The sequence below is a fragment of the Priestia sp. 10L35 genome (genome assembly GCF_056395685.1).
The window spans coordinates 287918-302630 of record NZ_JBFTKA010000004.1 but is presented as its reverse complement, the minus strand read 5'-3'; the positions used below and the strand labels follow the sequence as shown (position 1 = coordinate 302630).

Annotated in this window: 13 protein-coding genes; 7 read left to right on the top strand and 6 right to left on the bottom strand. The window is 37.8% G+C overall.

All coding sequences use genetic code 11. The features are described from left to right. Window positions 1-36 precede the first annotated feature (36 nt). Both AC1DEF_RS17145 and AC1DEF_RS17140 read right to left on the bottom strand, forming a co-directional pair. Window positions 37-768, bottom strand: a complete 732-nt coding sequence (locus AC1DEF_RS17145) for a ZIP family metal transporter (RefSeq protein ID WP_016763389.1) — start codon at window positions 766-768, stop codon at window positions 37-39. 156 nt (window positions 769-924) lie between these two features. Further along, window positions 925-1692, bottom strand: a complete 768-nt coding sequence (locus AC1DEF_RS17140) for a DUF4931 domain-containing protein (RefSeq protein WP_097824021.1) — start codon at window positions 1690-1692, stop codon at window positions 925-927. Window positions 1693-1891: 199 nt separating this feature from the next. Between AC1DEF_RS17140 and AC1DEF_RS17135 the strand changes: the two genes are divergently transcribed. Then, window positions 1892-2362, top strand: coding sequence for a MarR family winged helix-turn-helix transcriptional regulator (locus AC1DEF_RS17135; RefSeq protein ID WP_025749435.1), 471 nt, complete (start codon window positions 1892-1894; stop codon window positions 2360-2362). A gap of 171 nt (window positions 2363-2533) precedes the next feature. Continuing rightward, on the top strand, window positions 2534-4228 hold the full coding sequence (locus tag AC1DEF_RS17130; RefSeq protein ID WP_097824020.1) for a M3 family oligoendopeptidase: 1695 nt from the start codon (window positions 2534-2536) through the stop codon (window positions 4226-4228). A 79-nt stretch (window positions 4229-4307) separates the two neighbouring features. On the opposite strand, the gene AC1DEF_RS17125 is transcribed toward AC1DEF_RS17130, so the two are convergent. Both AC1DEF_RS17125 and AC1DEF_RS17120 read right to left on the bottom strand, forming a co-directional pair. Continuing rightward, a complete protein-coding gene (locus AC1DEF_RS17125; protein ID WP_255255728.1) occupies window positions 4308-4442 on the bottom strand; it encodes a hypothetical protein in 135 nt (44 codons plus the stop codon). Window positions 4443-4565: 123 nt separating this feature from the next. Then, window positions 4566-6149 (bottom strand): PAS domain S-box protein, encoded by a 1584-nt coding sequence (locus AC1DEF_RS17120; protein WP_477727455.1) that lies wholly within the window; start codon window positions 6147-6149, stop codon window positions 4566-4568. Window positions 6150-6489: 340 nt separating this feature from the next. On the opposite strand from AC1DEF_RS17120, the gene AC1DEF_RS17115 reads away from it, so the two are divergent. Then, the gene (locus tag AC1DEF_RS17115) at window positions 6490-6756 is read left to right on the top strand and encodes a hypothetical protein (RefSeq protein WP_047931154.1); all 267 of its coding nucleotides are present in this window, start codon (window positions 6490-6492) and stop codon (window positions 6754-6756) included. A 51-nt stretch (window positions 6757-6807) separates the two neighbouring features. On the opposite strand, the gene AC1DEF_RS17110 is transcribed toward AC1DEF_RS17115, so the two are convergent. Next, window positions 6808-8922, bottom strand: coding sequence for an ATP-dependent Clp protease ATP-binding subunit (locus AC1DEF_RS17110; protein ID WP_097824018.1), 2115 nt, complete (start codon window positions 8920-8922; stop codon window positions 6808-6810). A gap of 419 nt (window positions 8923-9341) precedes the next feature. Here AC1DEF_RS17110 and nhaC point away from each other — a divergent pair, with 419 nt between their 5' ends. The 3 genes from nhaC (at window position 9342) to AC1DEF_RS17095 (ending at window position 12111) form a co-directional block, all read left to right on the top strand. Then, entirely contained in the window at window positions 9342-10724 is a 1383-nt protein-coding gene (gene nhaC, locus AC1DEF_RS17105) for a Na+/H+ antiporter NhaC (protein WP_097824017.1), read from the top strand. 292 nt (window positions 10725-11016) lie between these two features. Continuing rightward, entirely contained in the window at window positions 11017-11898 is an 882-nt protein-coding gene (locus tag AC1DEF_RS17100) for an alpha/beta hydrolase family protein (RefSeq protein WP_014461062.1), read from the top strand. A gap of 87 nt (window positions 11899-11985) precedes the next feature. Continuing rightward, entirely contained in the window at window positions 11986-12111 is a 126-nt protein-coding gene (locus tag AC1DEF_RS17095; RefSeq protein WP_013082238.1) for a DUF6254 family protein, read from the top strand. Between the two features lie 65 nt (window positions 12112-12176). On the opposite strand, the gene AC1DEF_RS17090 is transcribed toward AC1DEF_RS17095, so the two are convergent. Beyond that, window positions 12177-12896, bottom strand: a complete 720-nt coding sequence (locus AC1DEF_RS17090; RefSeq protein ID WP_013082239.1) for a 3-ketoacyl-ACP reductase — start codon at window positions 12894-12896, stop codon at window positions 12177-12179. Window positions 12897-13103: 207 nt separating this feature from the next. On the opposite strand from AC1DEF_RS17090, the gene AC1DEF_RS17085 reads away from it, so the two are divergent. After that, entirely contained in the window at window positions 13104-14702 is a 1599-nt protein-coding gene (locus AC1DEF_RS17085; RefSeq protein WP_097824016.1) for a spore germination protein, read from the top strand. The last annotated feature ends 11 nt before the right edge of the window (window positions 14703-14713 follow it).

The window sequence follows — 14713 nt, the reverse complement described above, 5'->3', positions numbered from 1 at the left end:
TAAAACAATCATGCTGCCCGTGGCCTCTCTTCACCTTTAAAAAATGTTAATTAAAAAGATCATAAACAAAATACCAAAAATAAACGAATAAGTAGCAAATCTTTCGTTTCCATCGCCGTGACTTTCTGGAATCAACTCTTTATAAATAATAAAAAGCATGGCTCCAGCAGCAAAAGCTAATCCATATGAAACGAGAGAATCAACAAAATTAGTTAAATAAAACCCGAGTAAAGACGTTACAATCTCAACGGAGCCTGTAAGGGTAGCAATTAAAAATGCTTTTATTTTACTGATATTTTGCTGAGCTAAAAATAGCGCGACCAACAGTCCTTCAGGTGCATTTTGAAGACCGATTGCAAGGGCGATTAAGTTCCCTGTATTTTCAACATTTGAAGCGTAGCTAACACCAACAGACAGTCCTTCAGGAAGGTTATGCAAAGTAATAGCGGAAACAATTAAAAGTGCTTTTTCATCAAACTGAATGCCGGTTTTAGAATGCTCAAGATCAATGTGAGGAATATTCTGCTCCAAGAGTGTTAATGTTACAACTCCAAGCAGTAAGCCAATGGCTAAGGAAAAAAAACCGCCGCTTTGAAGAGATTCTGGAATCAAGCTCATAGTAGAAGCTGCTGTCATAATACCTGCAGTGAGCGCAAGAAGTATATCTTTCCAGCGATGAGTGAGTTCTTGATTCAAAAACAGAATAGGCAAAGCGCCTACTCCAGTCGATAGCGCAGAAAGAATGCTTCCAATTAGTACCTCAGTCATAAACCGTCTCCTTTTACGTATTCTTCTTTTTATCCTCAATTCACATCGTTCTTTTAGTGTATGTTTTTTTGGTTTCTATGAGCATGACTATTTTAAAAGTGAATAGCTTTATGCAATAACCTTACAAAAAAGTTGAACCAGTGAAGGTTCAACTTTTTAGGTAAAGTACAGCTCCTGAACTTGGTTAGCAATGTGCTCAAGCTTATTGGAAACTTGAGGAATGCCATATCCTACATACAAAGGAGATGTGGCAAAGCGAGGAATGATTTTCGCCGCAATTTTGCCGTTTTTAAGATTATAAAAAAATAAGTTGTAGCTCGTGCAGCTACGATGAAAATGATTTAATAAATAGTGAGCAGCCGTTTGAAGATAATCTGCAAATGCATGCATCTCTTTGTCAAGCTGATCCGTTATCACGTTAAATTCAAAAAAGCCCATTCTAGGTTTTGCAGATAAATTAAATGTGACGTGTTCATTTTGGGCAATTGTGACTCCTTCAAACTGCTCTAGCTTCACATTTTCATTTACATCCATCTCATTTAAACCAATAATTTGCATATGAGGATGTCGTAATGATCCTCCGGACATGGGGCCGTGGTTTTTAAAGAAAAGAACAGAAGCATATTCTCCGCTGTTTATCATAGATATCCATCGTTCAGTAGCGAAGCTCAGCAAGGTGTACAGATGTTCCTTTGGATAAATAGATAGTTCCGAAGAACATTCATCGGTCTCAATAATAACCGTCTGATAAGCATCTTGCAGAACGGGAAACTTATTTTTCAGCCAAATGATAGGTCCTTGTTTTTTAATAATGCCTGTAAGAGATTCTACGTCGCAAAAGGGACAGGGATTTTGCCGGTTAACGATTGTTTCAGGCTTTTGTGAACCAATCGCGGAATTAAATAATAAATGGGTTGGTTTCATAATCATTCACCTTTTTATGTAATGGTCATATGTTTATTGTATTAAAAGCATATGTATAAATCCACTTATATACATTTTTTATCAAAAAAATTGTACAAGCGGAGAGAATAACCGCTGAAATAAGCCTGCTTTGATTGACTTTGAAGGGAAATTTTAGTATTATCTTGATATCAAGATAATATTAAAGGAACTGATTAAAATGACGAATGATGTAACTAGAGAAGAGTTAGACCAATCTCTTAAATTATTTATTGTACTATCTCGTGCCAATCGTTCAATTAATGATCATGTGCATAAATTTATTCAACAGCATGGAATGAATCCAACCGAATTTGCTGTCCTAGAGTTATTGTACCACAAAGGCCAGCAGCCTCTGCAGCAAATTGGCGGAAAAATTCTACTCGCAAGCGGCAGTATTACGTATGTAGTAGACAAGCTTGAGAAAAAAGGCTTCTTAGAGCGCGTTGCTTGTCCGAACGATCGTCGCGTAACCTATGCAGCTATCACCAAGCAAGGTAAGGAAATGATTGAAAGCATGTTTCCGAGTCACGAAAAAAGAATTCATGATATTTTATCCGTCCTGTCTAGCGAAGAAAAGGAAGTTGCTATTTCGATGCTTAAGAAATTAGGACACTATGCAGATGAATTTTTGCCGGAATCGACTGATTAATTAAGGAAAGCTCGTTTGTTTCTGTTGAACAAACGAGTTTTTTTCTATGACTTCTTTCATAACCAATCGACATAAAAAATAAAAAGTGACAAAAAATTGAAATTAACAGGAATACAGCTGGATAAAAACGAATTAGGTTACATACAGACAATAGAGAAAGGGGTACAAATGATGAAATTTGAGAATTATACATATACGCGACCTGATATGAATGAAATTGAAAAGCAGTTTGAAAAGGCCATTACACACTTTACGGAAGCAGCGTCAGTCAGTCAGCAAAACGAGGCAATTCGTTTAGCAAATGATGCGTATTCCCAGTACAGCACAATGGGGAACATCTGCTATATTCGTCATTCTATCGACACAGCGAATGAATTTTATAAGGAAGAACAAGACTATTTTGATGAAACACAGCCGCTTTTAGAAGGATATGTAGAGAAATTTTACAAAGCGTTAATCTCTTCGCCTTTTAAACAGCAACTAGAAGAAAAGTGGGGCAAGCAGCTGTTCTCTCTTGCTGAAATGCAGTTAAAAACGTTCTCTCCGGAAATAGTAAAAGAGCTTCAGGAAGAAAATAAGCTATCGTCTCAATATACGAAACTAGTGGCGTCAGCTAAAATTGTATTTGAAGGAGAAGAAAGAACGTTAGCTCAGCTCGATCCGTTTATGGAGTCACCTGATCGAGAAATGAGAAAAAAAGCAGCAGAAGCGAAATTTCAATTTTTTACCGATCATGAAGAGGAATTTGATGATATTTATGACAAACTTGTAAAAGTGCGGACCAAGCTTGCTGAAAAATTAGGCTATAAAAATTTCGTAGAAGTGGGCTATGCTCGTATGTCTAGAATAGGCTACGATGCTGAAATGGTTGCCGCTTTTCGCAAACAAGTAAAAGAGTATATTGTTCCCCTTACTGAAAAACTAAAAAAGCGTCAGCAAGAAAGAATTCAAGTAGAGAGCTTAACTTATTATGATGAACCGTTTCAGTTTGAAACAGGAAACGCAGTGCCAAAAGGTGATGAAAAGTGGATTATTGAAAATGGACGGGTTATGTATAAAGAGCTTTCTAAAGAGACGGACGAATTTTTTTCATTTATGCTTGAAAATAATTTGATGGATTTAGTCGCTAAAAAGGGCAAAGCAGGCGGAGGCTACTGTACGTTTATTGAAGAATACAAAGCACCGTTTATTTTTTCGAATTTTAATGGAACATCAGGGGATATTGATGTGTTAACGCATGAAGCAGGGCATGCTTTTCAAGTGTATTCCAGCCGAGATATGGAAACCAATGAGTATCACTGGCCTACGCATGAAGGAGCTGAAATCCATTCGATGAGCATGGAGTATTTTACATGGCCTTGGATGGAGTTGTTCTTTAAAGAAGACAAAGATAAATACCAGTTTTCTCATTTAAGCTCAGGCTTAACTTTCTTGCCTTACGGGGTAGCGGTAGATGAATTTCAGCATGCTGTATACGAACGCCCTGAGATGACGCCTTCGGAACGAAAACAAACGTGGCGAGAAATTGAAAAGAAATATATGCCTTCTAAAAACTATGACGGCCATCACTATCTGGAAAGCGGGGGCTTCTGGCAGCGCCAGCTTCATATTTACACGTCTCCGTTTTATTATATTGATTACACGCTCGCTCAAATTTGTGCATTTCAATTTTGGAAAAAAGATCGAGAAAACCATGAACAAGCATGGCAAGATTACGTTCATTTGTGTAAGCTTGGCGGAAGTAAGCCGTTTTTAGAATTAGTAGAGGCAGCGAATTTGATCTCTCCATTCGAAGAGGGCTGCGTGCAGTCTGTAGTAGATGAAATTGAAAACTATTTAAATAGTATTGATGATAAAAAGCTATAAAAAAGAGATTGAGACACAACAAAATTAATCCAATGTAAAGACGAACAAATGGGATAAACAATCTAGTATGAATCGCTTGTTACACCGCCGTTGATTTCCGTGCAAGGCTTTGCTTTCCGCGGGCGGCCGGTGAGCCTCCTCGGCGCTGATACTCCTGCGGGGTCTTACCTATTCCGCTTTTCCCGCAGGAGTCTTCGCCTTGCCCTCCAATCAACAGCTAGAAGCACCTAAATTCACCCTCATAATAAAAAAATTCGAATGAGTTTGATTCTTAATCAAGAAACAAACTCGTTCGAATCTTTCTTCAACTAACATACTTTTGTTCCAGCCTCTTTTTTTAATGATTAATTTCTTGTTCCCATAAAGGAATCGTAAGGGAAACGCTGGTTCCTTCGCCAACAGTGCTTTTAATCTCAAATGTTCCTTTATGCTGATACAAAATGTTTTTAATCACAACAAGTCCAAGACCGGTACCTGAGGGCTTCGTGGTAAAAAAGGGCTTTTGAATGTGCATAAGCAAATGTGAAGGAATGCCGACTCCTGTATCTTTAATGAAAATAGTAAGATCTTTAGTATGCTGAGTAACGTTTAAATGAATTTCTCCTCCACTAGGCATAGCTTCGAGCGCATTTTTCAACAAATTAATGAGTACTTGCTTAATTTGATTTGCATCACAGCAGATGTATGTATGCGGGGCTTCCACCTGCGTTTTAACTACGACATTTTTTAATACACATTCTGATTCATACAAAAGAATAACGTCATTTAAAATAGTAGAGAATGCGTGCTTTTTCATAACCGTGTCATGAGGTTTAGCGAGCAATAAAAATTCTCCAACGATTGAGTTAATACGATTCAGTTCGCTCAGCATGATGGTTGTATAAGAATGATAGCGGCTGCTGTCTTCATGAATAAGCTGAATAAATCCATTTAAAGAAGTAAGTGGATTTCGAATTTCATGAGCGATTCCCGCTGCCATTTCGCCCGCTAAAGATAACTTATCGGTTTGGCGAAGAAATTTTTCTGTTTCCTTTTCTTCTGTAAGATCGCGTGAAATACCAAAAAGCGCAACGACCTGTTGATCACGATTAAAAATAGGTGAAACAGTGATTTCTACATCAATTATTTTTCCGTCTTTTCGCTTATCTTGGGTTTCAAAGGCTACCAGCTTTTCTCCTTTTTTACCCCTTTCTAATCGGCTTTCAGCGTCGCCTTTTAAGCCAGCAGGAATGAATGGAATGGCTTTTCCAACAATTTCTTCCGCTTTCCATCCGTATATTTGCTCAAAAGCATCGTTTACTTTAATCACTTTGCCGTCTAGACTGAACACGGAAATGGCGTCGCGATTGTATGTAAAAAAAGATTGCAAATACTCTTGAGCTGAGTACAGTTCATCTTCGGTTTTGTTCATTTTGACCGTCGTAATAGCAATCAATTTTTTAGAGAAATGAGCACAATACAATAAAATAATCATTGTGATCAGCGTAAACAAAATGAAATAAACGATATCTAATTTCACGAAAGTCACAGATGTAAAAAGAGTGTTGCTTACATAAAAGTACAAAACAATTATTATGGACATTAATGTAGAAGTTACAATAGCAATATAGCTATTGTAAATAAAGCTAACAATAATTCCAAGAAACAAAAACAAATAATTAATAACAGCAGGTTCAATAGATGCCATGTACGCAATATAGGCATAATAACATATAAAAAAAGAATACATAATGATGGCAGGGTGAAAACGAAAGTAGTACATAGCCGTCACTACCAATAATAAAATTCCTCCGCTTATAAAAACAATCATATGAGGATCAGCTGCAATAAAGTGGTATAACACAATGTGGACAAAATATAGCAGCCAAAAAATAAGTAAAAGAATAAAATTCCGTTTTTTTATGAGGTTGTGTGATTCCATAAAAAATCCCTTTCTTAAATGGTGAATAATTTTATAGGAGAATAACTTTATAGTCAGCTAGTCGCACGATGTAGTGATATATCACTCATATTAGCATAGTTACAACTGTGTGAATAGCCGAATTGAGCACTTAGACCAAGGAAGATAGATCTAGAATACAGCTAGTCATAAACTATTAAGGAAATATGAGGGGAATATGAACGAAATGAAGGGGATGTAAAGCTTTTGTGATAACCTTGTAAAAGTGAACTTTTTTCTAATTGGATAGGCTATACTGCCAGTAGAGCCATATGAATGGTGACTACATAGAGGCTCAGATGATTCGAAAGGAGACGGTAAAATGAACAAAAGTTTATTAGTCAAGTTATTTGGATCACTTCTAGCAATTATGTTAATCACAGCATGCAACTCACAAACGGATGAAAAAGATGCCACAGAACAGCAAACAGAACAGTCGGATGATACTCAAGCGGAGGACACAACTACAGATGATTCACAGGAAACAATGAAGCAAGACGAAGCAGATGATTCATCTGGGGATGAAGCATCTGATGATCAAGAAGAATCAACGGATAGTGCTGACGAAAAAACAGATGAAAGTAAATAAACGTAAGTATTTCTATAAAAAAAAGCGACTCAAGTAGAGTCGCTTTTTCTATTAGTTTTGTACGGTGATTTCGCTTGCTTCATTTAACGTTACGTTCACTGTTGATACGTCTGCGTCATCTAAAAGTAAGTCTGTAATTCGATCTTCAAGCTGTTCTTGAATTGCTCGGCGGAGCGGTCTAGCACCGAATGCAGGGTGATAGCCAAGTTCAGCTAGTTTTTCTTTTACCTCATCTGCTACGCTCAGCGTGATATTTTGTTCTTGTAATGTTTCTTTTAATTCAGCAAGCATAAGGTCCACAATTTTAATCAAGTTGTCTTTTTCAAGATGATTAAATTCAATGATTGTATCAAATCGGTTTAAAAACTCTGGTTTGAAATAAGATGAAAGTGAATCTAAAACGGATGCCTGTTTAAGTGCGTCATTTTCTGCGTCAAATCCAACCGTAATTTTCTTTTCACCTACACCAGCGTTACTTGTCATAATGATAACTGTGTCTTTAAAGCTTACTGTGCGACCTTGACTATCTGTTAGACGTCCGTCTTCTAGAATTTGTAGAAACATATGCTGAACGTCTGGATGAGCTTTTTCAATTTCATCTAGTAAGATGATGGAATAAGGATTACGGCGTACTTTCTCTGTTAATTGTCCTGCCTCTTCGTGACCTACGTAGCCAGGAGGTGAACCGATTAATTTAGACACCGCGTGTTTTTCCATATATTCACTCATATCTAGACGAACCATAGCATCTTTTGAGCCGAATAGTTCTTCAGCTAATGTTTTGGTTAACTCTGTTTTACCGACACCTGTTGGGCCGACAAATAAGAATGAACCAATTGGGCGATGCTTCGCTTTTAATCCAGCGCGAGAACGTCGAATCGCTTTTGCTACTTTTTCTACAGCTTCCTGCTGTCCGATTACTTTTTGAGCTAAGTGCTCTGCTAAATGCTTCATTTTTGCTGATTCATTTTCTTGAAGTTTACCAACAGGGATACCCGTTTTCTTTTCAATAATTGCTTGAATGTCAGCAATATCCACATTCATTTTTTGCTGTTCTTCGTTTAGTTGTTTTTCAAGAGCAGCTTCTTCATCGCGCAGTTTTGCCGCTACTTCATATTTTTCATCCTTTAGCGCCTGCTCTTTTTCTTTTGTAATTTCTTTTAAGCGAGCGGCCGCGTCGTCTTTATTTGTAATGCCTGCCTGTAAGTTCATTTTTGAACCTGCTTCATCTAGCAAGTCAATTGCTTTATCAGGCAAGAAGCGATCTTGAATGTAGCGGTGTGATAAATTTACACAAGCGCGGATCGCTTCATCTGTATAGCTAACGCCGTGATAATCTTCATATTTACTTTGGATTCCTTTTAGAATTTCAACGGCTTCTTCTACAGACGGTTCGTGAACCATAACCGGCTGGAAGCGTCGTTCAAGAGCCGCATCTTTTTCAATGGAACGGTACTCTTTTAAAGTTGTAGCTCCGACTACTTGAAGTTCGCCTCGTGCAAGAGCTGGCTTTAAAATATTGCTTGCGTCCATTGAACCTTCCGCTGAACCAGCTCCTACAAGAAGGTGAATTTCATCGATAAATAAAATCACGTTTTTTCGCTGTTGAAGCTCAGAAATTAACTGCTTCATGCGCTCTTCAAATTGACCGCGAACCCCGGTATTAGCTACGAGAGATGCTACATCTAACAGATATACATCTTTATTTAACAGCTTGGCAGGAACTTTTCCTTCCGCAATTTTTAAAGCTAATCCTTCAACAACAGCTGTTTTACCAACACCGGGTTCTCCGATTAGTACCGGGTTGTTTTTGTTTCTTCTATTTAAAATTTCAATGACACGCTCTACTTCTTCTTCTCGGCCAATAACAGGGTCAATTAATCCCGTTTTCGCAATTTGAGTTAAGTTTCGACCGAACTGGTCTAAAAAGCCTCCGCCGCCATTCCCTTGCTGTGGCTGTTCTGGTGCAGCTTGTTCGTGCGCCATTTGATTGAATAAATCATCGATGTTCATAAAGCCGCCACCTCCAAAACCTGATGGGATTTTATGTTCTTTCATTAGTGCTTGATAACATGTATGACATAAACGATATTGAGATTTTTGGTTATTTGTTTGTACATTTAATTGAATAGATGCTTCACGTTTATTACAGTTTTGACAAATCATTTAATTAGCCTCCCTAAATGATTTTAATCGAAGATCAGCAGGTGTTTGACCTTTCTTGACCTTTCGTAATTTCATTATACTTTGACCTTTTTTGACTTTCAAGTCTTTTGCTTAAAAAATTTTTGAAGGAAGTTCCTCGCTTATGTACAAAAGGTAGTACATTAAAAAAAGATGTGTTTTATGTGTACCCGTTCTATACATGTAAAAACATAAGAGGCATTTTGTACAATGATCTGCTTGGAGAGGGAATTAATATTAATAAGAAGAAAAGTGGAAAAATGAGTGCAGAGCTTACCGTTGGATAAAATAAGTTATTGACAGCAAGAAGGATAAAAATTATACTCAAGAAGGTTTGCACTTAACTGCGTAAAAGCATAAAAGCGTTTAAGTGAAAAAGAAAGATAGAAAGGGAATACCTCATGAAAAAAGAAATTTCATTTATACAATCAATAGCGGTGGTTTTGGTGCTATTAGCTATTATTTTTGTTTCATTATTTACGTTAAAGCTGCCGCCTCATATTCCGCTGATATTTGGTGTAGCATTTATTAGTGTGATTGGCTTTTTGTTGAAATATAAGTGGACAGAAATGGAGAAAGGGATTTTAGACGGTGTCAGACTGGGCATTAAGCCTATCCTTATTTTAATGCTGATCGGGATGCTTATTGCGATTTGGATGGTAGGAGGAACGATACCGACGATTTTATCCTACGGCTTCCACTGGATTTCACCCCAGTACTTTTTAATTAGTGCTTTAGTTATTACCGTATTAGTTTCAACATTCACAGGAAGTTCATTAACAACCGTCAGTACGGTAGGGGTCGCTTTATTTGGCGTAGGAACTGCTATTGGTGTACATCCAGGGCTAGCAGCGGGGATGATTGTTTCAGGAGCTGTGTTTGGAGATAAGATGTCTCCCTTGTCTGATACAACAAATTTTGCTTCTGGTATCGTTGAAGTCCCGCTTCCTAAACATATTCAGCACATTACGTGGACGACGGTTCCAAGTATTGTTATTACAGCAATCATTGCACTGGTAATCGGAATCAACGGAAATCAGGAAAGCGTCAATTACGGGGAAATTCAAGGAATTCAAGACGCATTAAAACATACGTTTAATTTACATGTGTTAACGTTGCTTTCTCCACTTTTAGTTCTTATTTTTTCGATGAGAAGAGTCGATGTACTGCCAACGTTAGTTTTAGGTATTGTAACGGCCATCATTACAGGAATGATTACACAGCATGAATTTACGCTGAGTCAATTGCTAGGCGTTCTTCAAAGCGGGCCGGCAGTAGAGTCAGGAAATAAAGTAGTGGATGCGATTGTGAATAAAGGCGGACTGCAGTCCATGATGTTTTCTATTTCCCTTATCATGATTGCCTTGTCGCTAGGTGGCTTGATGAGAGCTGTTGGAATTATTGATGCTTTGTTAGAAGGATTAGCAAAACAAATTCGCCGCAGCGGAGACGTTATTTTTGCTACGCTTCTATCTTCAATTGGAGTGAACGTTATTACAGGCGAACAGTATTTATCGATTCTCTTGCCTGGACAGACGTTTAAGCCGCTGTATGAAAAATGGAATTTAGATCCAAAAAACTTATCACGAACGCTTGAAGACGGCGGAACGGTTATTAATGCTATTATTCCGTGGGGTGTCAGCGGTGCTTTTATTTCAACTGCATTAAATATTCCCGCAGCTGACTATATTCCATTTACATTCTTTAGTATTTTATGTCCTATTTTTTCAATTATTTTAGCATATACAGGCATTGGCATTGCCAAGAAAAAAGCTCAGTCTTAACTGGGCTTTTTTTTTTGGAAAAAGGACAGGTAAAAAACGACAAAAAAAGTATCATTCCACTTTTCAAATCTATAATTTAATAATACAATTTACTATACGTCTTTCTTGTTAATGTATTTGGATGAATTCTTATTTCTTTATTGATGAAGAAATTTGAGTTTTGCGGTATGATAAATAAGCTGTATTGGCGATGGGATGAATGCCCTTTTTAGCAAACATTTAAGAAGGGTAAAGCCAAATGAAAACACTCATTATAAAAGAGAAAAGATATTTATTGAGGAGAGGGTTTCTGTTGAAAAAATGGGGCATCATTGCATTAATCACTGTAGCTGTGCTCGGTGTGACAGCGGTTTTCAACCGAGCTGAAAGTGATGATGTAAATAAAGAAAAATTGAATTTATTATCGCCTTATTCAAATAAAGTAGATGTATATAGCATTACGTATCCTAGTGATAATTTAAAGATAAAAGGGTTTTTAGTACAGCCTAAAGACATTGCAGACAAACATTATCCGCTTTTAGTATATAATCGCGGAGGAAATCGCGAACATGGCATGATTCGCGCAAAAACACTGCAGTACTTATCATATTGGGCAAGTAAAGGCTACGTCGTGGTTGCGACTCAATACAGGGGAAATGGCGGAAGTGAAGGTACAGAGACGTACGGCGGTAAAGATATTGACGACGTGTTAAATCTTATTAAGTGGGGAGAACAGCTTCCTTATGTAAATCACCAGCAAAAGGTAGCGCTAGGATATTCACGCGGCGGCATGATGACGTATTTAACGATGAAAAACGGCGTTAAATTTGATGCAGTTGTCGTACAATCAGGTATTACAGACATGTTTCAATTCTATGATCAAAGAGGGCCTGAAATGAAACAAGTGCTGCGGACGATTGTAGGAGATCCGGCGCAGTATCCGGAGAGGTATAAAAGTCGTTCTGTTGTTTATTGGAGCGATAAAGTAAATTCACCTCTTTTGATTTTACAGGGTGATCATGATCGTAAAGTTCACCACACGCAGGCTGAAAAGCTTGTGAAACAATTAGATGAGCAGGGAAAAGAATACAAATATGTACTGTACAAAAACGGAGACCATCCGCTAACTGCTTATTATGATCAATATAACGCGGAAATTGATAAATGGTTTAAAATACATTTAGCTAAGCAGTAAAGAAATTGGAAGCAGTTTTGATGAATGGAAAAGAGCAGCTTGTTTGATCCTACTACATGTAAGCATATAAAAAGGGGATGAAGCAAAATGACTCAGTCTAAAAGTCAAAAAGAGCGTCAGTGGAATGTGCGAAAACAATCACAAAACCCATCGCATGGAAAAGTGAAATCTTTTGAAGAACTATCAGAAGAAATCACGCCTAAACGTAAATAAGGTAACCACCATATAAAGGAAGACACAAAAAAGGAGAGCTGAAGCTCTCCTTTTTCTATGTTTGTTTATGGATTTGTGGACCACATGCCCGCAGATTTGATAAAAATACGAGGATGCAATTTTAATTGTGCGACCATAATTTCTGCTAGGTCTTCAGGCTGCATCACTTTATCAGGATTGCCATCCGTTAAGTTTTCTTTATACGCTAATTCCGTTGCTACTGTACTTGGTGTTAGAGCTGTTACACGAATATTGTGTTTGCGTACTTCTAACGCTAGAGATTCAGTTAAGCCGAGCACGCCAAATTTTGAAGCGCTGTAAGCACTTGTAACGGGAGCGCCTTTTTGACCAGCAGTGGATGAAATATTGATAATGTCTCCACCATTTTTTTCGATTAATTGAGGTAGAACGGCGCGCGTTACGTAGTAAACGCCCATTAAATTCACATCAATGATTTGTTTCCACTCAGCTGGGTCTAGCTCTAAAAAGCTTCCGAATTTACCGATTCCTGCGTTGTTGATTAAGATATCTGTTGCCCCTAATTTTGTATGTAGATGCTCAACTGCTGCATTTACTTCTTCCATAGAAGAAACATCTGCTGTTGCATAAGCAACTTGTACATCAAATGCTTCTAGTTCAGAAGCAACAGCCTTTAAATCTGCCTCTGTACGAGCAATTAAACCGATATTTACGCCTTCCTTTGCTAATTCAATCGCAGTTGAACGACCGATGCCTTTTCCTGCTCCTGTAATAAGAGCTACTTTGCCTTTAAGTGATTGTGCCATGTATAGACTCCTTTCAATGTTCCGCATAAACATTCTTCATAATAACAAAGAATTATCCATTACTATCCTATAGAAATGCACAAATGATGTCAAAAATAAAGATTATTAAAATGGCTTCAAGTATAAATTTCCTTTTCATACAAAAACTATAGAGACTAAAAAGAAGAAATTCCGTTTCTTTTCGTTCAATGTAGTGGAGGATGAACAATGCGTATAAAAAAACTATCTGAGTTAACGAATAAATCCAAACAGCGGAAAGAAAAAGCTGATGAATCGAAGGACTCTAAGGACACTAGTGCTTCTTCTACACAGGAAGAGCAGAAATTATCTGAGAGGGTGGGAGATAATTTATCCCGCATGAAAAAAGCATTGGGACAGAGCACGGATTTAGTTGTGCGAGAGTTTCGAATTTCGATTGAAGAAAAATTTACTTTAGGTGTTGCTTACATCGACGGATTAGTAAATAAAGACGAAGTTGAACACTATGCGCTGGACTCCATTATGCACTATCACGATGAACATTTAACACATGATGATGGCATCGTTAATATGTACGAATTGATTAAAAGCTATAGTTTGGCAGCGGGTGAAATCATGGAAGCAAAGACATTGGATGATGCTCTTCTTCATGTTTTATCAGGAGATACCGTACTGTTTTTAGAAGGGTATCAAACGTGTATTGTGGCAAGTACCAGAGGATGGAGAGACAGGGCTGTTTCTGAACCACAATCTCAGACCGTTGTAAGAGGGCCTCGAGACAGTTTCACAGAAACACTGCGAACGAATACCGCATTGATTCGGCGCCGAATAAAATCTCCAAAACTTTGGATTGAATCTCAGCAAATAGGAGAGTTTACAAAAACGGATATTGCGCTCGTTTATATAGACGGCATTGCGGATGAACAGGTCATTCAAGAGGTAAAGGAGCGTCTTTCCAAAATTGATATAGACGGTATTTTGGAGAGCGGATATATCGAAGAGTTGATTCAAGATGAAGATTATACACCTTTTCCTACTATGCATAACACGGAGCGTCCAGACTCCGTGGCAGCAGGTCTTTTAGAGGGGCGGATAGCCATTTTAGTAGACGGTACACCTTTTGTATTAATGGTTCCTGCCTTATTTATTCAATTTTTTCAAGCAGCCGAAGATTATTACCAGCGCGCAGATATTAGTACATTGATTCGCTTAATGCGCTACATGGCATTTTTCTTAGCTCTTTTAACACCTTCTGCTTACATTGCTTTAACTACTTTTCATCAAGAAATGCTTCCTTTTGCTTTGTTAATTAGTATTGCAGCTCAAAGGGAAGGTGTTCCGTTTCCTGCTATTATTGAAGCGTTTATTATGGAAATCACGTTTGAAATTTTGCGAGAAGCGGGAGTCCGATTGCCTCGAGCAGTAGGTTCAGCTATTTCGATTGTGGGAGCACTCGTTTTAGGAGAAGCCGCCGTACAAGCGGGATTAGTTTCACCTGCAATGGTTATCGTTGTATCCATCACCGCTATTAGTAACTTTGTGTCACCTGTGTATGATATGGCTATTGCAGTAAGGATGCTGCGCTTTATCTTAATGGTTTTAGCAGCTACTTTTGGCTTGTTCGGTATTATCCTTGGGCTAATTTTAATGATTTTACATTTATGCAGCTTAAGGTCATTTGGAGTCCCTTATATGACACCTATGGCTCCATTTGTGAAGCGTGATCAAAAGGATGTTCTGATTAGACGTTCGATTAAAAAAATGAAAACAAGGCCAAAGCTTATTAACGAGAAGAATATTTCACGTCAAAAGACGCAAAAAAACTAAACTGTGTAAAG